19 protein-coding genes are annotated in these 24,297 nt (G+C 70.5%); 16 read left to right on the forward strand and 3 right to left on the reverse strand.

The features are described 5' to 3' along the window. The first annotated feature begins 52 nt into the window (after positions 1 to 52). Positions 53 to 1,270 carry an acyl-CoA dehydrogenase family protein gene (locus tag AMK10_RS28370; protein WP_073751162.1) on the forward strand — a complete coding sequence of 406 codons (1,218 nt, stop codon included), beginning with the start codon at positions 53 to 55 and terminating at the stop codon, positions 1,268 to 1,270. A gap of 22 nt (positions 1,271 to 1,292) precedes the next feature. On the opposite strand, the gene AMK10_RS28375 is transcribed toward AMK10_RS28370, so the two are convergent. Continuing rightward, the gene (locus AMK10_RS28375) at positions 1,293 to 1,733 is read right to left on the reverse strand and encodes a cell division protein SepF (RefSeq protein ID WP_073751164.1); all 441 of its coding nucleotides are present in this window, start codon (positions 1,731 to 1,733) and stop codon (positions 1,293 to 1,295) included. 310 nt (positions 1,734 to 2,043) lie between these two features. Between AMK10_RS28375 and AMK10_RS28380 the strand changes: the two genes are divergently transcribed. Beyond that, a complete protein-coding gene (locus AMK10_RS28380; protein WP_198959813.1) occupies positions 2,044 to 3,243 on the forward strand; it encodes a DUF5685 family protein in 1,200 nt (399 codons plus the stop codon). Positions 3,244 to 3,273: 30 nt separating this feature from the next. Here AMK10_RS28380 and AMK10_RS28385 read toward each other — a convergent pair whose 3' ends face one another. Then, a complete protein-coding gene (locus tag AMK10_RS28385; RefSeq protein WP_073751166.1) occupies positions 3,274 to 4,212 on the reverse strand; it encodes an ABC transporter substrate-binding protein in 939 nt (312 codons plus the stop codon). A 450-nt stretch (positions 4,213 to 4,662) separates the two neighbouring features. On the opposite strand from AMK10_RS28385, the gene AMK10_RS28390 reads away from it, so the two are divergent. The 10 genes from AMK10_RS28390 (at position 4,663) to AMK10_RS28435 (ending at position 15,128) form a co-directional block, all read left to right on the forward strand. Continuing rightward, positions 4,663 to 5,529, forward strand: a complete 867-nt coding sequence (locus AMK10_RS28390) for an amino acid ABC transporter permease (protein ID WP_073751168.1) — start codon at positions 4,663 to 4,665, stop codon at positions 5,527 to 5,529. Further along, positions 5,526 to 7,421 (forward strand): FAD/NAD(P)-binding protein, encoded by a 1,896-nt coding sequence (locus tag AMK10_RS28395; RefSeq protein WP_073751170.1) that lies wholly within the window; start codon positions 5,526 to 5,528, stop codon positions 7,419 to 7,421. The genes AMK10_RS28390 and AMK10_RS28395 overlap by 4 nt, the downstream gene beginning before the upstream one ends. Further along, complete coding sequence (locus tag AMK10_RS28400) at positions 7,412 to 8,311, forward strand: amino acid ABC transporter permease (protein WP_073751172.1); 900 nt, start codon at positions 7,412 to 7,414, stop codon at positions 8,309 to 8,311. Before AMK10_RS28395 ends, AMK10_RS28400 begins: the two co-directional genes overlap by 10 nt. Positions 8,312 to 8,346: 35 nt before the next feature. Then, entirely contained in the window at positions 8,347 to 9,099 is a 753-nt protein-coding gene (locus AMK10_RS28405; RefSeq protein WP_073751964.1) for an amino acid ABC transporter ATP-binding protein, read from the forward strand. Between the two features lie 30 nt (positions 9,100 to 9,129). Further along, positions 9,130 to 10,104, forward strand: coding sequence for an ABC transporter substrate-binding protein (locus tag AMK10_RS28410; RefSeq protein ID WP_073751174.1), 975 nt, complete (start codon positions 9,130 to 9,132; stop codon positions 10,102 to 10,104). Between the two features lie 15 nt (positions 10,105 to 10,119). Further along, positions 10,120 to 11,196 carry an LLM class flavin-dependent oxidoreductase gene (locus AMK10_RS28415; protein ID WP_073751176.1) on the forward strand — a complete coding sequence of 359 codons (1,077 nt, stop codon included), beginning with the start codon at positions 10,120 to 10,122 and terminating at the stop codon, positions 11,194 to 11,196. Continuing rightward, entirely contained in the window at positions 11,193 to 12,482 is a 1,290-nt protein-coding gene (locus AMK10_RS28420) for an NtaA/DmoA family FMN-dependent monooxygenase (protein WP_073751178.1), read from the forward strand. Before AMK10_RS28415 ends, AMK10_RS28420 begins: the two co-directional genes overlap by 4 nt. Positions 12,483 to 12,486: 4 nt before the next feature. Continuing rightward, entirely contained in the window at positions 12,487 to 13,293 is an 807-nt protein-coding gene (locus AMK10_RS28425; RefSeq protein WP_073751180.1) for a DUF1684 domain-containing protein, read from the forward strand. A gap of 271 nt (positions 13,294 to 13,564) precedes the next feature. After that, positions 13,565 to 14,467, forward strand: a complete 903-nt coding sequence (locus AMK10_RS28430) for a S1 family peptidase (protein ID WP_073751182.1) — start codon at positions 13,565 to 13,567, stop codon at positions 14,465 to 14,467. Positions 14,468 to 14,651: 184 nt separating this feature from the next. Then, complete coding sequence (locus AMK10_RS28435) at positions 14,652 to 15,128, forward strand: hypothetical protein (protein WP_073751184.1); 477 nt, start codon at positions 14,652 to 14,654, stop codon at positions 15,126 to 15,128. 56 nt (positions 15,129 to 15,184) lie between these two features. On the opposite strand, the gene AMK10_RS28440 is transcribed toward AMK10_RS28435, so the two are convergent. Continuing rightward, complete coding sequence (locus AMK10_RS28440; protein ID WP_073751186.1) at positions 15,185 to 16,114, reverse strand: DUF4231 domain-containing protein; 930 nt, start codon at positions 16,112 to 16,114, stop codon at positions 15,185 to 15,187. Positions 16,115 to 16,325: 211 nt separating this feature from the next. Here AMK10_RS28440 and fxsA point away from each other — a divergent pair, with 211 nt between their 5' ends. The 4 genes from fxsA (at position 16,326) to fxsT (ending at position 24,261) form a co-directional block, all read left to right on the forward strand. Beyond that, positions 16,326 to 16,490 (forward strand): FxSxx-COOH cyclophane-containing RiPP peptide, encoded by a 165-nt coding sequence (gene fxsA / locus AMK10_RS28445; RefSeq protein ID WP_073751188.1) that lies wholly within the window; start codon positions 16,326 to 16,328, stop codon positions 16,488 to 16,490. 107 nt (positions 16,491 to 16,597) lie between these two features. Further along, a complete protein-coding gene (fxsBH, locus tag AMK10_RS28450; protein WP_073751190.1) occupies positions 16,598 to 18,877 on the forward strand; it encodes a radical SAM/SPASM protein FxsBH, inactivated beta-hydroxylase extension form in 2,280 nt (759 codons plus the stop codon). Positions 18,878 to 19,027: 150 nt separating this feature from the next. Next, on the forward strand, positions 19,028 to 20,329 hold the full coding sequence (fsxC, locus tag AMK10_RS28455; RefSeq protein ID WP_158070908.1) for an FxsC protein: 1,302 nt from the start codon (positions 19,028 to 19,030) through the stop codon (positions 20,327 to 20,329). Then, positions 20,326 to 24,261, forward strand: coding sequence for an FxSxx-COOH system tetratricopeptide repeat protein (fxsT, locus tag AMK10_RS28460; RefSeq protein ID WP_073751194.1), 3,936 nt, complete (start codon positions 20,326 to 20,328; stop codon positions 24,259 to 24,261). Before fsxC ends, fxsT begins: the two co-directional genes overlap by 4 nt. The last annotated feature ends 36 nt before the right edge of the window (positions 24,262 to 24,297 follow it).

Consider the following 24,297-nt stretch of genomic DNA (forward strand, 5'->3'; position numbering starts at 1 on the left):
AGTTTCAGTACGGTGGCGCGTTTCCGTACCGTGCGAGCCGCCGGAGGCATCCTTGTCCACCACCGAGTCCTCGAAGCCGAAGCCCCCGCCCTTCGATCCGCGCGACCCCCTCGGCATCGACGACCTCCTCGACCCGGAGGACCTCTCGATCCGCGACACCGTGCGCACCTGGGCCGCCGACCGGGTCCTCCCGCACATCGCCGAGTGGTACGAGAAGGGCGAGCTCCCCGGCATCCGCGAGCTGGCCCGCGAGCTCGGCTCGCTCGGAGCGCTGGGCATGTCCCTCCAGGGCTACGGGTGCGCGGGGGCCAGCAGCGTGCAGTACGGCCTGGCCTGCCTGGAGCTGGAGGCCGCCGATTCCGGGATCCGCTCACTGGTCTCCGTACAGGGCTCCCTCGCCATGTACGCCATCCACCGCTTCGGCTCCGAGGAGCAGAAGCAGCGGTGGCTGCCCGGCATGGCGGCCGGCGAGACCATCGGCTGCTTCGGCCTCACCGAACCGGACCACGGCTCGGACCCCGCCGCGATGCGGACGTATGCGAAGCGGGACGGCGACGACTGGATCCTCACCGGCCGCAAGATGTGGATCACCAACGGATCGGTCGCCGGGGTCGCCGTCGTCTGGGCCCGGACGGACGAGGCGGACGGCGGCTCCGGCATCCGCGGATTCGTCGTGCCGACGGACAGTCCCGGCTTCTCCGCGCCGGAGATCCGGCACAAGTGGTCGCTGCGCGCCTCGGTCACCAGCGAGCTGGTCATGGACGGCGTACGGCTGCCCGCCGACGCCGTCCTGCCCGGCGTCACCGGGCTGCGCGGGCCGCTCAGCTGCCTCGGCCACGCCCGCTACGGCATCGTCTGGGGAGCCATGGGCGCGGCACGCGCCAGCTTCGAGGCGGCGCTGGACTACGCGAAGTCCCGCGAGCAGTTCGGCAGGCCGATCGGCGGATTCCAGCTCACCCAGGCCAAGCTCGCGGACATGGCCCTGGAACTCCACAAGGGAATTCTGCTCGCCCACCATCTGGGCCGCCGGATGGACGCGGGCAGGCTCCGCCCGGAGCAGGTCAGCTTCGGAAAGCTCAACAACGTGCGGGAGGCGATCGAGATCTGCCGCACCTCGCGGACGATCCTCGGCGCCAACGGAATCTCGCTGGAATATCCGGTGATGCGGCATGCGACGAATCTGGAGTCGGTGCTCACCTACGAGGGAACCGTGGAGATGCACCAGCTCGTGCTGGGCAAGGCGCTCACCGGCCTGGACGCTTTCCGGTAGGGCTCTCCGGCGAGCGCCCCGCTCAGCTCTGGTTGAAGAAGCCGTCGGCGGGCCGGCCGGCGGCTTCGCCGTTGACCACCTGGGTGTGGGCGGGAGTCAGCAGGAAGACTCTGGTCGCCACACGCTCGATGGAGCCGCGCAGCCCGAAGGTCAGACCCGCGGCGAAGTCCACGACGCGCTTCGCGTCGGTGGGGTCCATGGACGTCAGGTTGACGATCACCGGCACGCCGTCCCGGAAGAGCTCGCCGATCCCACGGGCGTCCCGGAAGCTGTCGGGGGTGACGGTGGCGATCCGGCGGCCCGTGTCCTCGGCCTTCTCGGACGCCACCTGGACGCGGGGGTCGGTCACCCAGGCCTGGCCGGTGCCGGTCTCCGCGTCCTCGGAGTACTCGTCGTCGTAGTACCGCTCGTCGTTGTCCTCCACGAGGCCCAGCCAGGCACTTGCCTTGCGCACCGATCCCATGGACGCCTCCTCTCACCGCGGTTCGTTCGTGTTCCGCATCTCTTTCCTATCCCTATGGTCGTCCATGATGCGGATACAGCGCCAAGGGGATAGGCGGCGCGCACGCGATTCGTGACGCTACTGGTGCAGAGCATGTGGCGATTCGTCAGGGTTCCTCCCGCATAAGGGGGGTTGCAAAAGGAAAATATGATGCGCCGGGCCGTACGGGTGACATGGCGTGCGTACGGGTGAACGGAGAGCTCGGTACGATGCACGCCGCGCGGGCGCACGAGTGCCGCGGCATCGGTTGAACGGCTCTCGGGGGATCGTCGTGTTCGGAATCGTCAGGCCCTGCACCCATCGGCTGTCCGAAGGGCTCAAGGCCGAGTGGATGGCCCATCTCTGCGGGCTCTGTCTCGCGCTGCGCGCGGATCACGGGCAATTCGCCCGGATCGTGACCAACTACGACGGCCTGATCGTCTCGGTCCTGACGGAGGCTCAGTCCGCGCGCACCCGCGGGCAGCGGCGCACCGCGGGCCCCTGCCCGCTGCGCTCGATGCGCACGGCGCCGGTCGCGCGCGGCGAGGGGGCCAGGCTGGCCGCCGCCGTGTCGCTCGTGCTGGCCTCCGCCAAGGTCCGCGACCATGTCGCCGACGGCGACGGGCTGTTGAGGCGCCGTCCGGTCGCCGCCGCCGCACGCAGGGTCGCCGCGGGCTGGGACAGGGCCGGGGCGCGCACCGGGGCCGAGCTCGGCTTCGACACGGCGGTCCTGGTCGACGCCGTCGACCGGCAGACCGGAATCGAGTCGCTCGCCGGGCCGGGTACCCCGCTGCTGGCGGTCACCGAACCCACTGAGACGGCGACGGCCGCGGCCTTCGCGCACACCGCCGTCCTCGCCGGCAGGCCGGGGAACGCCGAGCCGCTCGCCGAGGCCGGCCGGCTCTTCGGACGGCTCGCGCACCTCCTGGACGCCGTGGAGGACCGGGAGGCCGACGCCGCGTCGGGTGCCTGGAACCCGCTCGCCGCGACCGGCACCACGCTCCCGGAGGCCCGCCGGCTGTGCGACGACGCGCTGCACGGGGTGCGCCTCGCGCTGCGGGACGCGCAATTCACCGACGGCACCCTGGCGCATGTGCTCCTGGTGCACGAACTGCGGCGCTCCGTGGACCGGGCCTTCGGTCCGGCGTCCTGCTCGCACCACCCGGCCGGGCAGCCGGAGGGGAGCTTCGGGCCGCCGCCCGGCAACCCGTACGCGCCGGGCGGACCCTCCTCCCCGCCCGGACCGCCGCTCCCGCCCGAGCCGCCCCGCAACCGGCGCGGCCTCGTCGCGGGCTGCCTGGTCTGGGCCGGGCTCGCCTGCACCTGCCAGCTGTGCTGCTCCGGGAGCTTCCACGACCCGTGGAGCGGTCAGGAGCGCGAGGGGCTCTGCCACAAGTGCGACTGCGGGGACTGCTGCGATGCCTGCGACTGCTGCAACACCTGCTGCGGTGACGGCGGCTGCTGCGACTGCGACTGCGGGTGCGACTGCTGAGGCCGAGGGCACGGTCCGCACCCGCCGGGCTCACCTGATCTCGGGCGGCGAGATCTGCGAGGTCTCGATCGCCGACTTCTCCGTGCCCCACTTCTTCAGGATGCGGTCGTAGGTCCCGTCCTCCTTGAGGCCGTTGACCGCGGCCTGGAAGGCGGGCGCCAGCGGGGAGCCCTTCTTGAAGGCGAAGCCGACGTCGAGCCGCTTGTACTCGTTGAGGAAGCGCAGCCCGTCCAGCTGGGTCACCGCGTAGCGCAGTCCGTTGATCGTAAACATCAGCACATCGCTGCGGCCCTGCTGGAGCGAGCTCCAGACGGCGGCCTGATCGGCGTACGTCCTGACCTCGTACGCCTCCTTGCCCGCGTCGCCGCAGACGTGCTTGTTCTCCTCCAGGGTCGCCTCGAAGGTGGTCCCGGCGCCGGTGCCGACGGTCAGGCCGCAGAGCTGCGTGAGATCGGTGACCTCCTTCAGATCGCTGTCGTCACGGACGGCGAACCCCTGCCCGTCGTTGATGTACGTCACGAAGTCGATCGTCTTCCGGCGCTCGTCGGTCACCCCGAAGTTGCCCGTGCCCACCTCGTACTTCCCGCTGCCGAGCGCCGGCAGGATCGCCTCGAAGGAGGCGACCTCGCGCTTCAGCTCCAGTCCCAGTGCCTTGGCCACCGCGTCCGCGAAGTCGATGTCCGCGCCCGCGAGCGTCTTCCCGTCCGCCTCGTAGAACGCTCCGGGCGGGGCGCCCACGCTGGAGGCGAGGGAGAGGGTGCCCGAGGAGCGGACCCCGGCGGGCAGCAGCTCCGCCGCGGCGTCGTTCTTCTTCACCGCCGAGACCACGTCGGTGGTCGGGGTCTTCCCCCTGCCCGCGGAACCCGCTCCGGCCGGGGCGGCCGCAGGGTCGCCCGATCCGCATGCGGTGAGCGTCAGGGTGGCCACGGTGATCAGTGCGAAGGCAGCGGTGTGCCGGGTTCGGGGCATGACGGAGTTTCTCCGGGTTCGTCGACCGCGCTCGCGTGCTGCGGCAGCACGGAGCGGCGGGGCGGGAGATCAACGGTGCGAGGGGAGGGCGGAGCGGCGTCGTGTACGCGAAGGAACGCGGAGGAAGGTGCTCGAGCGCCCAGCGGGGCGCGAGCAGGGGTGGGGCAGACGCAGGGGGTCAGCTCAACAGGAGGAGGACCACACGCGACCGAAGTCGATGTGGGAGCGGGTGACCAGCCACTGCTGCGCATGCATGGCCCAAGTGGAACAGGCATCCGGTTGCACGTCAACCGAGGTGAGACGTACGGCTCACACTGTGGACAGGCTTGACAACACAGCCCTGTTGGGGCTTTTCTCGAGAACGGACCGGCGCTGAGGGGCCCGGTCCACGTTGTGTTCCGCGCTGAAGGCACGCCCCGTGTTCGATCTCTGCATCCACGGAGCCTTCGTATGTCCGCGCAGACAGACAGCCTTCCCTCCCCGCTCGCACCCCCGCCCCGCAAGGACACCGGGGACCCCGTCCCGCGCATCGTGCCCGTACGCCGAACAGGCCGCTGGGCAGCGGCGGTCGCCGTCCTGGTCCTGCTCGCGGGCGCCCTCGTCTCCGTCGTGCGCAACGACGCCTTCCAGTGGGACGTCGTGGGCACCTACCTCACGACCGGCTCCGTGCTGCGGGGCCTCGGCCTGACCCTGTGGCTCACCGCTCTCGTCATGGTGCTCGGCTTCGCCATCGGCACCCTGCTCGCGGTGTTCAGGCTCTCGGGGAACCCCGTCCTGCAGGCGGTGAGCTGGGGCTACATCTGGCTGTTCAGGTCCACCCCGATCCTGGTCCAGCTGCTCTTCTGGTTCAACATCGGCGCCCTCTACCCGCGGATCCTCGGCGTCGAGACCGTCGACCTGCTCGGGCCCGTGACCGTCGCCATCATCGGACTGACGCTCCACGAGGCCGCGTACGCCGCCGAAGTGGTCCGCGGCGGCATCCTCTCCGTCGAACGCGGACAGATCGAGGCGGCCCAGTCGCTCGGCCTCGGGCCCTGGCGGCGGCTGCGCCGCATCGTGCTCCCGCAGGCCATGCGCTCCATCGTCCCGCCCGCGGGGAACATGCTGATCGGGACGCTGAAGGGCACCTCGATCGTCAGCATCATCGCCGTGCAGGACCTGCTCTACTCGGTCCAGCTCGTCTACCACCGCACGTACGAGGTCATCCCGCTGCTGCTGGTCGCCACCCTCTGGTACGTGGCCGTGACCTCGCTGCTCTCCCTCGGCCAGTACTACGTCGAACGCCACTACGCGCGCGGCACGGCGGACGCCCGATGAGCGGCACACCGACGCTCGTCGTCATAGGCGCGGGACCGCGCGGCACCGGAGTCGTCGAACGCATAGCCGCCAACGCCGCCGAGCTCTACGACGGCCTGCCGCTGGACATCCACCTCGTCGACCCGTATCCGCCGGGCGGCGGCCGGATCTGGCGGGAGGACCAGTCGCCGCTGCTCCGGATGAACTCCATGGCCGAGGACGTCACGATGTTCACCGACGACACCGTCCAGCTGGACGGCCCGGTGATCCCCGGCCCCGACCTGCACACCTGGGCCGGGGACGTCCGCGAGGGGCGGGCGGCGGCCGCCGCCGGACCGGAGGTGCTGGAGGAGATCCACGGTCTCGGCGGCCAGGACTTCCCCAGCCGGCGGCTCCAGAGCGCCTATCTGCGCTGGGTGTACGAGCAGGCGCTCGCCGCGCTGCCGCCCGGCATCACCGTCCACGAGCACCAGGGCACCGCCCTGCGCGTCCAGGGTCCCCGCGACGGCCGGCAGAAGGTCTGGATCGAGGGCCGCGCCGAGCCGCTCGCCGCCGACCTGGTCGTCCTCACCGTCGGCCATCTCGACTCCGAACTCCCCGCGGAACAGCGGGAACTGGCCGCGTTCGCCGCGCGCCACGGGCTGGTGCACCTGCCGCCCGACTTCACCGCCGACAGCGACCTCTCGGCACTCCGGCCGGGCGAACCCGTCATCGTGCGCGGATTCGGACTCGCCTTCATCGATCTGATGGTGCTGCTCACCGAGGGCCGCGGCGGACGGCACGAGAACGGGGTCTACGTGCCCTCCGGGCAGGAGCCCGTCCTCCACGTCGGATCACGGCGAGGCGTCCCCTACCACTCCAAGATCGGCTACACCTGGCAGGGCGAACGGCCGCCCCTGCCCCACCACTTCGGCCCGGAACAGGTGACGGAGATCCTCGACCGGCCCGGCCCCGTCGACTTCCGGCGGGACGTGTGGCCGCTCGTCGCCAAGGAGCTCGGCCACGCCCACTACCACCGGCTCTTCACCGCCCATCCCGAGCGCACCGCCGTGGACCGGGGCGACTTCGAGGAGAAGTACGCAGTCGCCGAGCCCGGCAGCCCCGAGCTCGCGGCCCTCGTCGCCTCGGCGGTCCCGGACCCCGCCGACCGGCTCGACCTCGACGCCCTGGACCGCCCGCTCGACGGAGTGCGCCACGCCTCCTACGACACGCTCCAGGACGGGCTGCGCGCCTACATCGGCGCCGACCTCGCCCGCCGGCACGACACCCGGCACAGCCCCGACCTCGCCGTGTTCCTCGGACTGCTCTCCGTCTACGGCCAGTTGACCGGCCTCGGCGACATCGGGGAGACGTGGCACGGCTTCTTCAGCTACCTCGCCTCCGGGCCTCCGGGACCCCGGCTGCGGCAGCTGCTGGCCCTCTCCGACGCCGGGATCGTCCGCTTCCTCGGCGCGGGGATGACCGTCGAGACCGACGAGCGGGAGGGCGTCTTCCGGGCCGGCAGCGCCACCGTCCCCGGTGCGTACACGGAAGCCCGCGCCCTGGTCGAGGCCCGGCTGCCCGACCCCTCCCTGCTCAGGACGCGCAGCCCGCTGCTGAGCGGGCTGTACGCGGACGGGGCCGCCGGCACCGACACCGGCCTGCTCTCCGTCGACCCCGCCGACGGCCGCGTCCTGTACCGCGACGGCCGCCCCCACCCGCGCCGCTTCGCCCTCGGCCCGTACACCACCGCACGCTCCAGCGGCGCCTTCACCCGGCCGCGCACCGGCGGCCCGGCCTTCCGGCAGAACGACGCCACCGCCCGCACGGCGCTCGCCTTCCTGCGGGACCTCTCCTGTAGGGACCGCGTCACCGTCCGAGCCCGGCCCCCGTTCGTACCCCTGTCGCAGAAGGAACCTCCACCATGGCGCTGACCAGCGATCCACCCGTCCGTCCACCGGCGGCCGACCCGGGCAAGGAGCAGGACACCGACGACTACGCGGCCCTGAAGGTCGTCCCCGTACGCCATCCCTGGCGCTGGGTCGCGGTGGTGGCCACGGCCGTGCTCCTCGCCCAGTTCCTCAACGGGCTGATCACCAACCCCGGCTGGGAATGGGACGTGTTCGCCCGCTTCGTGACCACCGAGACGATCCTGCACGCCGTCTGGGTGACCCTTCAACTGACCTTCTACGGAACGGTGATCGGCTTCGCGCTCGGCATCGTCCTGGCCTTCATGCGGCTCTCCGCGAGCCCGTTCCTCAGGGCGGTCGCGTACGCCTACATCTGGGCGTTCCGCTCGATCCCGCTCATCGTGCAGCTGCTGTTCTGGTTCAACCTGGCCTATCTCTACAAGGAACTGGAGTTCGGCATCCCCTTCGGGCCCGGCTTCCTCACCTTCGACACGATGAACCTCGTCGGCGCGATGAGCGCGGCCGTCCTCGGGCTCGCCCTGCACCAGGCCGCCTACGCCGCGGAGATCGTCCGGGGCGGCGTACTCGCCGTGGACGGCGGACAGCTGGAGGCAGCTGCCGCACTCGGGATACCCCGGCTGCGGCAGCTGCGGCGGATCGTGCTGCCGCAGGCGATGCGCTCCATCCTGCCGAACGCCGCCAACGAGATCATCTCCCTCTTCAAGGGCACCTCGATCGTCTCCGTGATGGCGATCGGCGAACTCTTCTACCAGGTCCAGGTCGTCTACGGGCGCAACGGCCGGGTGGTGCCGCTGCTCATGGTCGCCACGGTCTGGTACATCCTCCTGACCACCGCGCTCTCCGTCCTCCAGCACTACGTCGAACGCCACTACGCCAAGGGGGCCGTGCGATGAGCGCACCCACCGAAGAACGCAACGCCGACGAGGCCATGGTCGAGATCCGGGGGGTGCACAAGAGCTTCGGCCCGCTCGAGGTGCTCCGCGGCATCGACCTGTCCGTCCGGCCCGGAGAGGTGACCGTCGTCCTCGGCCCCTCGGGATCGGGGAAGTCCACCCTGCTGCGCACCATCAACCACCTGGAGAAGGTCGACCAGGGCTGGATCAGCGTCGACGGCAGCCTGGTGGGCTACCGCAGGTCCGGCAACAAGCTGTACGAACTGCGCGAACGCGAGGTCCTGCGCCAGCGCACCCGGATCGGCTTCGTCTTCCAGAACTTCAACCTCTTCCCGCACCTCACCGTCCTCGACAACATCATCGAGGCCCCGGTCGCCGCCCTCGGCCGCCCCCGGAAGGAGGCCGTGGCCGCCGCGGAGAAGCTCCTGGCGCGCGTCGGCCTCGCCGACAAGGCCGGGTCCTACCCCAAGCAGCTCTCCGGCGGCCAGCAGCAGCGCGTTGCCATCGCCCGCGCCCTCGCGCTGGAGCCGAAGCTGCTGCTCTTCGACGAGCCCACGTCCGCCCTCGACCCCGAGCTCGTCGGCGAGGTCCTCGACGTCATCAAGGACCTGGCCCACGGCGGGACCACGATGATCGTCGTCACGCACGAGATCGGCTTCGCCCGTGAGGTCGCCGACACCGTCGTCTTCATGGACGAGGGGCGGATCGTCGAGCAGGGCACGCCCGCCGAGGTACTCGACCGCCCCGTCCAGGAACGCACCCGCGCCTTCCTCTCCAAGGTCCTCTGACCCATGTCCCGCCAACCGAGGAGCAGTCGCATGTCCGTCCGCCGCACCCTCACCGCCGCCCTCGCCGTCCTCACCGCCGCGGGGCTGCTCGCCGCCTGCGGCGCCAGCGACGCGACCGAGGACGTGATCCGCCCGAAGGGCCAGAAGGACACGGGCATCAACATCGGTCCCGACCAGGACCGGATCAGGGGCAAGAAGGTGGACGCCATCGCGGCCCGGGTGCCGGCCGCCGTCCGCGAACGCGGCACGCTGAGACTCGGCGCGAGCGCCGACGCCTCGCCACCGCTGGGCTTCTACGCGACCGACGACAAGACCCGCATCGGCAGCGAGATCGACCTGGCGACCCTGATCGCCGACACGCTCGGCCTGAAGCCGGAGTTCGAGGAGGTCTCCTGGGAGAACCTCTTCGTCGGCCTCGACAGCTCCAAGTTCGACGGGGTCCTCTCCAACGTCACCGTGACCGAGGAGCGCAAGGAGAAGTACGACTTCGCGACCTACCGGCTCGACAACATCGCCTTCGAGGCCAAGAAGGGCTCCGGCTGGAAGGTGAAGGGCCCAGCCGACGTCGCGGGCAGAACCATCTCCGTCGCCTCCGGCACCAACCAGGAGAAGATCCTCGTCGACTGGAGCGAGGAGAACGTCAGGGCCGGGCGGAAGCCGGTGGAGATCACGTACTTCCAGAAGGACACCGACTACTACCTGGCCCTCCAGTCGGGCCGCATCGACGCCTATCTCGGCCCGAGCCCCTCCGCCAACTACCACGTGGCGTCCGCCGGGCAGTCCGAGATCATCGGCACGCTCTCCGGCGGCGGCGACGGCGTCCAGGGGAAGATCGCCGCCACCACGAAGAAGGGCAGCGGACTGGCCGAGGCGTACGGCGCCGCCATCGACCACATCATCGAGGACGGCTCGTACGCCGAGGTGCTGGGGCGCTGGGGCCTGTCCAACGAGGCCGTCGAGAAGTCGGAGATCAACCCGCCCGGCCTCCCCAAGACCGAGAACTGACCCCGAGAGGTCCGCATGTCCGCCACCAGGCCACTCCACCTCGCCGCCGAGATCGGCGGCCCCCCGCGCTACGACGCCGGCTCCCATGTCGCGCTCGCCCGCCTCGCCGAGGGAGGCGCGCTCGACTTCGTCACCCTGAGCGACTCCTTCGCCCGCCCCGGCCCCGACGCGCTCGCCGTACTGGCCCGTGTCGCCCCGGCCACCACCAGGATCGGCCTCGTGCCGACCGTGACCACCACCCACACCGAGCCCTTCCACGTCTCGTCCGCCGTCGCCACCCTCGACTGGGTCAGCAGGGGCAGGGCCGGCTGGCACGTCGACGTGTCGACGACCGAGGCCGAGGCCAGGCTGTTCGGCCGGCGCCCGGCCGCCCCCGCCACCGCGCTGTGGCAGGAGGCGGGCGAGGTGGCCGACGCCGGGGCACGCCTCTGGGACAGCTGGGAGGACGACGCCGAGATCCGCGACGTCGCCACCGGCCGCTTCATCGACCGCGACAAGCTGCACTACATCGACTTCGAGGGCAGCACCTTCTCCGTCAAGGGACCGGCCATCGTGCCCCGGCCGCCCCAGGGCCGTCCCGTCACCGTCGTCGACGCCACCGGCGTTCCCGCCAGGGGACCGGCCGCGCTCCACGCCGACGTCGTCTACGTACGGGCCACATCGCCCGAACAGGCGGCCTCGCTCCGCGACGAACTGCGCCGCGCCGCCGCGGCGCACGGCAGGGACCCCGACACCCTGCGGGTCCTGGTCGCGCTCACCGTCGACCTCGGGGACGCGGAGACGGCACCCGAACCGGGACTGGAGAGCGGACCACAGCTCGCCGGCCGGGGGACCTACTTCCGGGGCGGCCCCGTCGACCTCGCCGAACTCATCACCCAGTGGCACCGGGGCGGCGCCGTCGACGGCTTCCACCTCACCCCCATCACACCGGAACGCGACCTCGAACGGATCGTCAACGGGACCGTGGCCCTGCTCCAGCACCGCAGTCTGTTCCGCACCTTCTACCCGGGCGGCACACTCCGCGAGCACCTGGGCCTGGGCAGGCCGGCCAACCGCTACGTGTCCGCGAGGACCTCAGGGGGGACTTCATGAAACAGATGCACCTCGCCGCCCACTTCCCGGGCGTCAACAGCACCACCGTGTGGACCGATCCCCGCTCCCGGAGCCAGATCGACTTCAGCTCCTTCGAGCATTTGGCCAGGACGGCCGAGCGCGGGAAGTTCGACTTCTTCTTCCTCGCGGAAGGGCTGCGGCTGCGCGAGCACAACGGCCGCGTCCACGACCTGGACGTGGTGGGCCGCCCCGAGTCCCTCACCGTCCTGGGCGCCCTGGCCGCCGTCACCGAACGCCTCGGCCTCGCCGCCACGGTGAACGCCACCTTCAACGAGCCGTACGAGCTCGCCCGCCGCCTCGCCACGCTCGACCACCTCAGCGCGGGCCGCGCCGCCTGGAACGTGGTGACCTCCTCGGACGCCTTCACCGGCGAGAACTTCCGCCGCGGCGGATACCTCGACCGGGCCGACCGCTACACCCGGGCCGCCGAATTCGTCGCCACCGCCCGGGAGCTGTGGGACTCCTGGACCCCGGACGGGACCTCGCGCCCCTTCGCCCACTCGGGGCAGCACTTCGAGATCTCCGGGGAGTTCACCGTCCCCCGCTCGCCCCAGGGGCACCCCGTCGTCATCCAGGCGGGGGACTCCGACGAGGGCAGGGAGTTCGCCGCGTCCGCCGCCGACGTCATCTTCACCCGGCACGGCACCCTGGAGGCAGGCCGGATCTTCTACGCCGACGTCAAGGCACGCCTGGCGAAGTACGGCAGGCGGCCCGAGGACCTGAAGATCATGCCCGGGGTCACCGTCGTGCTCGGCGACACCGACGCGGAGGCCCAGCAGAACGCCGCCGAGATCCGCAGGCAGCAGGTCTCCCCGCAGAACGCCATCCTCGCCCTCGAACAGGTCTGGGGCCGCGACCTCTCCTCGTACGATCCCGACGGGCCCCTGCCGGAGACCGACCCGGACCCCGAGTCCGAGCTGGTCCAGGGCAGGGTGCGGATCGCGGACCCGCTCGCCGTCGCCGCGAAGTGGCGGGCGCTCTCCGAGGCCAAGGGGCTGTCCATCCGCCAGACGGTCATCGAGTCCACGGCACGCCAGTCCTTCATCGGCTCCCCGGAGACGGTCGCCGCCGAACTGGAGACGTTCGTCTCCACCGACGCGGCCGACGGCTTCATCCTCGTACCGCATCTCACCCCGGGCGGCCTCGACGGCTTCGTCGACCGGGTCGTCCCACTCCTCCAGGAACGCGGAGCCTTCCGCTCCGAATACACCGGCTCCACGCTGAGGTCGCACCTCGGGCTGGCGGAGCCGGTATGGAAAGGTTGACCGCATGAGCACGGACGCACAGCAGGACAGCGAGGAGTTCCACGCCTGGCAGCGCTGGCACGAGGGGCGGATCGTCGCCGTCGCCGCGCCGCACGGCCCGCTCTCCCTCACCGGCACCCACTGGCTCGCCGACCACCCGGAGGGTCGAATTCCGGCCGTGCCGGGGCTGTGGCGCGCGGAGGACGACGCGGTGGTGCTCACCGCCACCCCCGACGAGGGGCTGACCGTCGACGGGAAGCCGCCGACCGGCGAGGTCCGCCTGGGTGCCGACCGGGGCCCCATCGACGAGTCCCGGGTGGCGCAGGGGCAGCGACGGCTGGTCGTCCTGAGCCGTGAAGGACTGTGGGCCGTACGGGACTTCGACCCCCAGTCACCGGCCAGGCACGCCTTCCGGACCATCGACGCCACCCCCTACGACCCGCGCTGGTCGCTGGAGGGCACCTTCCGGCCGTACGAGAGCGACCGCACCATCCGCGTCGAGAACGCCGACGGGCGGGAGCGGGGGCTCGGGCTCGCCGGTGAGATCGCCTTCACCGTGGACGGGACCGAGCACACCCTCCAGGCCGCGGTCGAGCCCGACGGCTCGCTCTGGGCCGTCTTCGCCGACACCACCAGCGGGAACGGCAGCTACCGCTTCCGCTTCCTGCGGCCCCCTGCGCCCGGTCCCGACGGCAGGGTCCGGGTCGACTTCAACCGCGCGCTGCTGCCCCCGTGCGCCTTCGCCGATCACTTCATCTGCCCCTTCCCGCCGCCCGGCAACACCCTGACCGTGGGCGTCCCGGCGGGGGAGCGGAACCGTATCGACGGCTGATCCGTCCCACCCCGGACGCAAGCACGCGGGAGCACCGGCCCCGGCAGCCCCAGCGCTGCCGGGGCCGGTGCTCCCGCGTGCCGGGGCGGCCGAAAGGCGCCCTTGCGCGGCCGGTTGACGCCCCGAATACTCCCGAGCAGCGCTCGCCAGGAGCACGACGCATCCGGATCACCGAACACCTTCCCCGGAGCGTCGCCGTGCCCCGGGCCGCGCCTCACGGGTCCGGCCACCCCACAGGCGGGCCCCCGATTCCCCTCGGGAGGAACGAAAAGTGAGGATCAAGCGCACCAACCCCCGCAACGCCGGCACGGCGAGACGAAGCCGCGTCACCGCCGTCACCGCAGGTCTCGTCGCCGTCGCCGCCCTCGCCGTCCCGGCGGCCAACGCCGACCAGGCCGCGACGTTCGGCGCCGATCAGCTCAGCGCGGCGGGAGAAGCCGTGCTCGACGCGGATGTCGCCGGCACCGCCTGGAACGTCGACCCGGCGACCGGACGGCTCGTGGTCACGGTGGACAGCACCGTGTCGCAGGCGGAGATCGACGAGATCAAGGAAGCCGCCGGAGCCAACGCCGGCGCCCTGCGCATCGAACGCACCCCCGGGAAGTTCAGCAAGCTCATCTCCGGCGGCGACGCGATCTACGCCTCCAGCTGGCGCTGCTCCCTCGGCTTCAACGTCCGCAGCGGCAGCACCTACTACTTCCTGACCGCCGGTCACTGCACCGACGGCGCCGGTACCTGGTGGTCCAACTCGGCCCGCACCACGGTCCTCGGCACGACCACGGGATCCAGCTTCCCGACCAACGACTACGGCATCGTCCGCTACACCAACACCTCGGTCACCAAGTCCGGCACCGTCGGCAGCCAGGACATCACCAGCGCGGCCAACGCCACCGTGGGCATGGCCGTCACCCGCAGGGGTTCCACCACGGGCACCCACAGCGGCTCCGTCACCGGCCTCAACGCCACGGTCAACTACGGCGGTGGCGACATCGTCTACGGCATGATCCGCACCAACGTGTGCGCCGAACCCGGGGACTCCGGCGGCCCCCTCTACTCCGGCACCAGGGCGATCGGCCTCACCTCCGGCGGCAGCGGCAACTGCACCAGCGGTGGGACGACCTTCTTCCAGCCCGTCACCGAAGCGCTGAGCGCGTACGGAGTCAGTGTGTTCTGACCCGGCAGGGCATCGCCGCACTCCCGTGAGCCCCCGCCGATCCCCGGCGGGGGCTCCCCCTGGGGCCCCCGCTCTTGAGAAGATGTCAGGACGGTCGGTCGCAGAGGCATCACGGGGGCGGATACTGTGCCGGACCGGAGGGATGCCCTCCGGGCCCCCGTCGACACCAGGGGGTTCCAGGTCCGTGAAACGCATCGGAGTGACCGGTCATCGCTCCATCCCCCAAGAGGTCCACGACCATGTGCTGGAGCAGCTGCGGGCGGCGCTCTGCGGCCACGAGGGCTCCCTGGAGGCGCTCTCCAGCCTGGCGGTCGGCGCCGACCAGCTCTTCGCCGACCTGGCGCTCGCCCACGGCGCGGAGCTGACCGTGGTCGTCCCCAGCGGGGACTACGAGGCCGGCTTCGACGAGGCGGAACTCGCGCGCTACCGGTATCTCAAGGCCCGTGCCACCCGCGAGATCCTGATGGACTTCCCGCACTCCACCGACGAGGCCTACTACGCGGCGGGCGCCTACATCGCGGACCACTGCGACCGGCTGCTCGCGGTCTGGGACGGCAGACCCGCCCGGGGCCTCGGAGGCACGGGCGACATCGTGACGTACGCCCGAAGTCTCGGACGGCCGGTCACGGTGATCTGGCTGGACGGCGTGGAGCGCGGCTGACCGCACGGTCCTCGTGGTGATCCGGCCGGACGGGCGCCGACCGGTCCCACGGGTCCTCACATCCGGTGCCTGACCAGCCAGTCCGTGTGTTCGGGCGAGACGATCCGCTCGGTCTCGAAGACGGCCGCCGCCCACTGGCGCTCGGTGAGGGTGGTCTCCATCGCGGCTTGCATGTTCTCCAGGTCGTCCTCGACCAGCGAGTGGGCGGTCACCAGCGGGTGGTGGCGGCGCATCTCGTTCCAGGCGAGGCACGCGGCAGCGGCGGCGGAGAAGGTCCCCGTCAGCGCGAAGGACCCGGCACCGCCGAAGGTCTGCGACACCGCCAGGACCAGTGCGGGCAGCGTGAGCGCGGCGATGGTGCTCGACCACACGAGCGCTCCGCGCCGCGACACCAGCCTGCGCCTGCGGTACCAGCGCCGCTGCTCGATCAGCCGGTCCCGGATGTAGGTCTCCTTGCGTACGGTGAACGCCTTGTCCCGCAACTCCCGCATGGACGCGGTGATGAGACCGCCACCCGAATCGCCCAGATCCTCCCTGGGGTCGTCCCACCCCACCTTCCGCAGCTCCTGGAGCCCTTCCTCCAGCCGGCTGGCGAACACCGCCTCCGGGTGCTGGGTGCCGGTGTCGAAGGGGGAGCCGTGGACGGCGTAGCGCCAGCAGTTCGACTTGATGAACTCCGCTGCGGAGCGGTTGAGTTGCCAATGCGACTTTGCTTTGCGGCGGGAGGCGAGGTAGGTCGTGATCAGGACACCGAGGTACGCCAACACAGCGATGGCGTCCAGGAGTTGTAGATTTTCACCGACCTCGATGTGCCAGGGCAGGGCAGCGGGTACGGTGCCCAGTACGAGCAGGACCAGCTGCCCCCGGGTGGTGTTGACCGCCTCACGCTGGCGTGCGACGGCGACGGCATCGGTGTGGTGGAAGAGTGCGGGCAGATCAGCGCTTCGGAAGACCATGCTCTGCAGAGGTCCGGGAATCGCTGCCATGGTCACTCCTGTATTCGATGTAGGTGGTCCCCCGGCCTCGGATGAAAGGGTTCCCATCCATTTGGAGTAGTCCTGGAAATCACTCGGGTTACGGCTGTACGAGCCGAGTTGCACACCGGGGCCATGAGAGTAAAGTCGTGCCGCCGGACACTGCAATGGTGCAGGTGCCGGTGCTGTTTCCGTGTCCGGAACGAGCCCATCAAGGACGGCCGTGAAGACCTACGAATCCACCCCGAACTTCGCTGTAGCGAAGAGTCGTGTGCCGCTTGCGAAGATCGAAGCAACCGGCAGTGCAGCAGCCGAGAAGATGGGCAGGGTGCTCGCGACGGCAGGCGGCCGCCCGACGCAGATCTCCACTTTCAACTCCTCGCTGTAGACGCGGTGCGGGCCCTCGGAGCCGTAAAGCTGTAAGAATTCCACCCTTTCGGTCGGTCCCGGTGGTGGACCGCCGGAATCAAGGCACTGCTGCACTAGAGTGGTGGAATGACAGGCCCCGCGGTCCCGTTCCGCGAAATCATTCTGAAGGTTCACAGCAGGTGTGACCTCGCCTGCGATCATTGCTATGTCTACGAACATGCGGATCAGAGCTGGAGAACCCGGCCGAAGACGGTTTCTGATCAAGTCATCTCCAAGACGGCTCAGCGCCTTGCCGAGCACGCGAAGACACACGCACTGCCCTCCGTGTCAGTGATCCTGCACGGAGGGGAGCCTCTGCTCGCCGGTCCGGCCCGACTCCGACGCGTCTGCGAGGAGTTCGGATCAGCCCTCGCCGGCATCGCCGAGCTCGATCTCCGGATCCACACCAACGGCCTCCAGCTCAGCCCCCGCTATCTCGACCTCTTCGACGAGTTCGACGTCAAGGTGGGCATCTCCCTGGACGGAGACCGCGAGGCCAACGACCGCCACCGGCGCTTCGCCGACGGACGCAGCAGCCATCCACTGGTCCTGAAAGCGGTCGAACTGCTCCGGCAGGACCGCTACAGCCACCTCAACCTCGGCCTGCTGTGCACCATCGACATCGAGAACGACCCGCACGCGGTGCTCGACGCCCTGGTCGCACTCGACCCCCCGCTGATCGACTTCCTCCTGCCGCACGCCACCTGGGAGGAGCCGCCGCCCCGCCCCGACGGATCGCCCACGGCCTACGCCGAGTGGATCCTCGCGATCTTCGACCGCTGGCAGGACCAGGGGAGGCCGGTGCCGGTGCGGCTGTTCTCCTCGGTGCTCTCCACACTGGGCGGCGGCCCGAGCCTCACGGAGTCCCTGGGCCTCGCCCCCACCGATCTGGTGGTCGTCGAGACGGACGGCCAGCTGGAGCAGGTCGACTCGCTCAAGAGCGCCTACGAGGGCGCGGCCGCCACCGGCTTCGACGTGTTCTCCCACTCCTTCGACGACGTCGCCGCCCACCCCGGGGTCCAGGCGCGGCAGCTCGGCCTCGCCGGCGTCAGCGAGACGTGCCGCAAGTGCCCCGTCGTGCGCTCGTGCGGCGGCGGGCTCTACACGCACCGGTACAGCCCGGCGAACGACTTCGACAACCCGTCCGTCTACTGTGCCGACCTGGAGGCGCTGGTACGGGGGATCGAGGCGCGCACGGGCGCGGCCATGGTGTCCCCGGCACTGTCCGGCCCGCGGGAACTCGCCGCCGGGCAGCACGACCTGACCCGCACGCTGCTCGCCGCCCTCCACGGCACGCTGGACGGCCGCGGCGGCGCCCGGTGGGACGAGGCGTGGGGGCTCGCGGGCGCCCTGGAGGCATCCGCCGAGGGCGCCGCGGGACTCGACCACGTCCTGGCGCACCCGTACACGCGCACATGGCTGCTGGACGTCCTGGAGGGGTTGCACGCCGAGCGGCCCGAGGCCGTCGGCCAGGCGCTGAGGCTGCCGTCGTACGTCGCGGCGGCGGCGGTGCGGGCCGGCACCGGCCTCGAGGTCCCGGCGGACTTCCGGGACGGCAGGCTCTTCCTCCCCACGCTCGGCGAGCTGCGCGTCGGCGGGCCCGGCGAGGCGGGCAGGGTCCGGGTGCGGGCCGAGGGTGAAGGGTTCACGGTCCGGCGGGAGGACGGCGGTGGGTCCAGGACGGTCCGGAGCGCGGCGGAGGGTCCCGGCTGGCTCCCGGTGCGGCACTTCGCCCTGGGCGGCACACCCGGCTTCGTCCTGGACGACCTCGATCCCTACCGCGACTGCTTCGAGGCTCCCGCGGCGCCGAGGCTCGGGCCGGCCGAGGCAGAGGCCTGGATCGAGGCCGTCGGCCGGGCGTGGGAGCTGCTGGAGCGGTCCGCGCCCGGGCAGACGACGGACGCCGTGGAGCGGCTGACCACGCTCACCCCACTCGTCGAGGGCCGGAACACGGGGCGGCCACACGGCTACGGCTCCATCGGCCTCGTGATGACCGGAGACACCCGGGAGCTCGCCCTCTCGCTGCTGCGGGCGCTGCGGCGCGCCCGGCTGCGGGCGCTGCTGGACGTGACCGATCTGTACGCGCTGGACGGCGCCTGGAAATACCGGTCCCCCTGGGATCACCATATGAAGATCCCTTTTTCCGGACTGCTGTCCATCGCTTATGAACGGGTGGGTCTCTCCGCACTCGATCCCGCATTCATGGACGGTGTTCCGGAGGCACTCGACATGATGGAACGGGCCGCCGAACCGACCGTGGGAGGAAAGAGGCTGCTCGTCTCACTCCGGGACGAGGTGAGAGGTGTACATGGGACAAGTGGGATGAACATCCGCACGAATACGGTGGATCAAGAACCTGTTCGATGAATCCTGGGTATGGATGACTGAAAAGCGGCGTTGAATGACCGAACGCCATGGGGGTGGAGCACAGTCCGCTCCGGAATGATGAATTCGCTCGCACCCTCTCCATTGTCCTGGGATGCGGGTGCTCACACAGGACGGGGGTCGTGTGCACGCATGACGCAACAGCGAGCGGACCATCGGCCGTACTTTTTTCTGAGCTACGCGCATACACCGGGGTACGGCGGTGGATCGGACCCAGACATGTGGGTCGAACGGCTTTTCCAAGATCTCTGCGGTCATGTGATGGCCATGACCAATCTGCCCGCGGGTGCGGCGGCCGGATTCATGGACCGGGAGATACGCTCCGGCGAGGGCTGGTCCGAGCGGCTCGGCAGCGTGCTGGCGAGCTGCCGGGTCTTCGTACCGCTGTTCTCGCCGCGCTACTTCGCCAGCGAGATGTGCGGCAAGGAGTGGTACGCCTTCGAGCAGCGGGCCATTCACCACAGGGCCCGGTCCAACCAGCCGGCCGAGGCGATCGTGCCGGCGCTCTGGGTTCCGGTTCCGCCGAGCCAACTCCCGGGCCCCGCAGAGCGGTTGCAGTTCAATCACCGTGACTTCGGGGACCGCTACGTCAGCGACGGGCTCTACGGTCTGATCAAACTCAGGCTGTTCGCCCAGGAATACGAACGGGCCGTCTACGAACTGGCCAAACGCATCGTCAACGTCGCCGACACCGTGCGGCTCGACTCCGGCAGGCCGTTCGACTACCGCCTCGTCCCCAGCGCCTTCGGCCCTCCGGACAGCGGCGTGGGCGCACCGAGGCCGATGCGGATCACCATCGCCGCACCGACCCGCCACGACCTGCCTGAAGGCCGCAACCCGGAGTACTACGGGGACAATCCGCAGGAGTGGAATCCCTACCACCCGGCCGCCGCCCGGCCCCTGGCCTACGTCGCCGAGGAACTGGTGCGCTCCCTCAACTACCAGGCGGTCATAACGTCGTTCGACGAAGGGCCCGGGCAGCCGGAGGGAAAGCAGTCCCCCAGCACCCCGGAAATACTCGTCGTCGACCGCTGGGCCCTGGAGGACGAGGACCGCAGGCGCAGGCTCGCCGCGTTCGACGCGGAGAACCGGCCCTGGGTGACCATGGTCGTGCCATGGTGCCGGGAGGACCATCAGAGCAGAGCCTCAGAGGCCGCACTGATCGAGAAGCTCGAACAGACGATGCCGGTCAAGATGCGGCAGGGGCGGGCCTTCTGCCGTGCCGCGGCCAAGGGGGTACCCAGCATGGAGGCGTTCGGACAGGTCCTTCCCCAAGTGGTCGAGGTGGCCGCCCAGCAGTATCTGAGACATGCCACGGCCTACCCGCCAGCGGGTGGGCGACACAGTGAACGGACGCGCCTGATGGGGCCCATGGGCAGCACGCAGTTCATACCCGACATGCACGACCCTGCGATGGATGCGGAGGACGTATGACAGCCGGTCGTGACGGGCGCATCGTCACTTTCTACTCGTACAAGGGCGGCACGGGGCGCACCATGGCCCTGGCCAACACCGCCTGGATCCTCGCGGCCAACGGCAAACGGGTGCTGGCCGTCGACTGGGACCTGGAAGCCCCGGGACTCCACCGCTTCTTCCACCCCTTCCTCGACCCCTCGACGCTCGGGGCCACCACCGGGGTGATCGACCTGATCACCGAATACGCCTGGGCCGCGACCAACCCCGCCCAGCGGTCCGAGGACTGGCACCGGGACTACGCCCGTATCCAGCCGCACGCGGTCTCGCTCACCCCGGAGGCGCTCGGCTGGGAGTTCCCGAGGGGCGGCACCCTCGACTTCGTCTCCGCGGGCCGGCAGAACCGCGAGTACTCCGCGACCGTCTCCACCTTCGACTGGGACAACTTCTACGACCGGCTCGGCGGCGGCCACTTCTTCGACGCCCTGCGGGACGACATGAAGGCCAACTACGACTACGTCCTCATCGACAGCCGTACGGGCCTCAGCGACATCGCCGACATCTGCACCGTCCACCTCCCGGACGTACTCGTCGACTGCTTCACCCTCAGCGACCAGTCCATCGACGGCGCTGCCTCCGTCGCGCGGCAGATCGCCGAGCGCTACACGGGGCGGCCCATCGCCATCTTCCCCGTCCCGATGCGCATCGACGAGGGCGAGAAGGAGAAGGCCGACGCCGGCCGGGCCCTGGCGCGACTCAAGTTCGACCGGCTGCCCCGGGACCTCTCCGGGGACGAACTCACCGCCTACTGGGGCGCGGTGGAGATCCCCTACCGCCCGTACTACGCGTACGAGGAGACCCTCGCCACCTTCGGCGACGAGGCCGGGCTCAGCAACTCCCTCCTGTCCGCCTTCGAACGTCTCACCGCTGTCGTCACACAGCAGGAGATCACCTCCATGCCGCAGGTGGGCGAGGAGGTGCGGCTGCGCATCCGTGACGCGTTCACCCGGCGCAGGCCCGCGCTGCCCGCGGATCTCTTCCTCAGCTATGTGGCGGAGAACCGGATGTGGGCCGACTGGATCGAATCGGTCCTGACCCGCGCGGGCTTCCGTGTGGTTCCGCGTGACGTCTCCGCCGACAACGGTGCCGCCGACGCCACGCAGGCCGTGGCCGAGACGGCGGCCCGGACCGTCGTGCTGCTCTCCAGCGCCTACCTCAAGTCCCAGCGCGCGGTGGACCTGTGGGAGCGCTCGGTCTCCGAGGATCCCGGTGGGGGCAGGCGCCAGCTGCTGCCGCTGAGGGTCAGCGACGTCCGTCTCTCCGCGCCGTACATCGACCGCAACCCGGTCGACCTGTTCCGGCTCGACGAGGTGCACGCCACCACGGCCCTGATGCGCGCTCTGGACCGGCCGGTGCAGCTCGGTGACGGCGCCGCGCCCGGCCCCAGGTTCCCCGGCACCGTGCCGAGGATCTGGAACGCACCACCGCGCAACCCCGGCTTCACCGGGCGCTCCCTGGTCCTGGAGCGGATGCGCGACCAGCTCGGCGGAGGCATGGCCGTCGTACTGCCGCAGCCGCAGACGCTGTACGGCCTCGGGGGAGTGGGCAAGACCCAGGTCGCCCTGGAGTACGTGCACCGCTTCATGGCCGACTACGACCTGGTGTGGTGGATATCCTCCGAACAGATCGACGACGTCGTGGCCAGCCTCGCCGAGCTCGCCGTACGGCTGGGCGCCCAGGGAGGCGACGACATGGGGGCCGCCTCGCAGGAGGCGGTGGACCTGCTGCGCCGGGGCGTGCCCTCGGAGCGCTGGCTACTGGTGTTCGACAACGCCGACGATCCCGAACGCCTCAGGCGCTACTTCCCCCAGGGCGGCTCGGGGCACATCCTCGTGACGTCCAGGAACCAGACCTGGTCCCAGCACGGTGACGCGCTCCCCGTCGACGTCTTCCTGCGGGAGGAGTCGATCGAGCACCTCCAGCGCCGGGCGCCGGGACTGAGCAACGAGGACGCCGCACAGGTGGCCACGGCGGTCGGAGACCTTCCGCTCGCCGTCGAGCAGGCGGCTGCCTGGATCGCGGAGACCGCGACCCCGATCGACACCTATCTGGAGCAGCTCGCGCAGCAGGCCCCGCAGGTCCTGGCCCTGAACCAGCCGGCCGGTTACCCCCAGCCCGTCGCGGCCACGTGGAACATCTCCATCGAGCGTCTCAAGGAGCGCTCGCCCGCCGCGGTGCGGCTGCTCCAGCTCTGCGCGTTCTTCGCACCCGAGCCGATCTCCGCGAATCTCCTCTACAGCAAGGAGATGATCGAGGCGCTGAAGCCGTACGACGCCTCGCTCCAGGAGAAGCTGGTCCTGGGCCGGGTCATCCGGGAGATCGGCCGTTTCGCCCTCGCCAAGGTCGACCAGGTGTCGAACTCCATCCAGGTGCACCGCCTGGTGCAGGCGGTGATCAGGGCCCAGCTCAGCGACGAGGAGCAGCGGGAGGCCCGGCACGTCGTCCACCGGATCCTGGCCGGTGCCAGGCCCGATGACGACGAGCCGATCGACAACCCCGAGACCTGGCCGCGCTTCTCCACGATCTGGCCGCATCTCGGCCCGTCCGACGCGCGCAACTGCAGGGAACCGGAGACCCGCAGGCTTCTGATCGACCGCGTGCGCTACCTCTGGAAGCGCGGGGACGTCAGGACGGCGGGCCGGCTCGGCGACGAGCTCCGCGAGACCTGGGAGGAGATGCTCGGGGAGCGGGACCTCCAGTACCTGTACCTCTGCTTCCACCTCTCCAACATCATGCGTACCCGTGGCCGGTACGTGGAGGCCAAGGAGCTCGACGAGTTCACGCTGAGCCGGCAGCGCGAGGTGCTGGGGCCGGAGCATCCGCACACCTACATGACCACCAGCAGCCTGGCCATCGACCTGGGTCTGCTCGGTGACTACACCAAGGCCATCGAGCTGGCGACCGCCGCGCACGAGGGCTTCAGCCAGATCTTCCACGACCGGCACCCCAGGACGCTGGCCGCGGCCAACAACCTGGCGCTCAACCTGCGCAGCGTCGGGCAGTACGCCCGGGCCAGGGAGATCGACCAGGACGTTTATGACCTCCGGTCCGAGGTCCTGGGCCCCGAGCACCCGTACAGCCTCTCCTCCGCGATCAGCCTGGCCCGCGACCTGCGTGAGGTCGGGCGCTACGAGGACTCTGTCGGGCTGCTCAGCCGTACGTACGACAGCTACAAGGCCACCCTCGGCCGGACCTACCCCACGACGCTGACCGCTGCCAAGAGCCTGGCGGTGTCCCTGCGCAGGGCGGGCCAGCTGGAGGACGCGCGCAGGCTGACGGTGGCCACCCGGGCCAGGTACCGGTCCAAGTACACCTCGGCCAACCCCGAGTCGCTGGCCTGTGACCTCAACATGGCGGCCGACCTCTACGCCGCGGGGGACGCCGGCGCGGCCAGGGACGCCGCGCAGGAGGTGGTCGACCAGTACATGAAGGTGCCGGGCGAGCGGCATCCGTACACCCTGGCCGCCCAGAACAACCTCGGTGTCTACCTCTCCGGCGCCGGCGCGTCCCAGGAGGCGGAGAAGCTGCTGACGCGGGTGGTCGGTCTGATGCGTGAGGTGTTCGGGCGTGAGCACCCGAACACCCTGCTCTGCGTGATGAACCTGGCCAACGCGACGGCGGAACGGGGCGAGCTCGACATCGCACTGGAGACGGAGCGCAAGGTGGCCGGGCAGCTCAGGGAGGTCCTCGGGGCGCACCACCCGGAGACCCTGGCCATGACCTCGAACCTCGCGGTCACGCTCGACGCGATGGGACGCGGTGACGAGGCGCTGAGGCTGCGGGTGGAGACAGGCGACGAGCTGGCCCGGCAGCTCGGTGACGACCACCCGCTGACGCGGATAGCGAGGACGGAGGAGAGGTTCCAGCGCGAGCTGGAACCCATGTCGGTGTGAGCCCGAGGGCTCCGGGCTCCTGGAGCCCGGAGCCCT

This window comes from Streptomyces sp. CB02058 (genome assembly GCF_001905505.1).
Classification (GTDB): Bacteria; Actinomycetota; Actinomycetes; order Streptomycetales; family Streptomycetaceae; genus Streptomyces.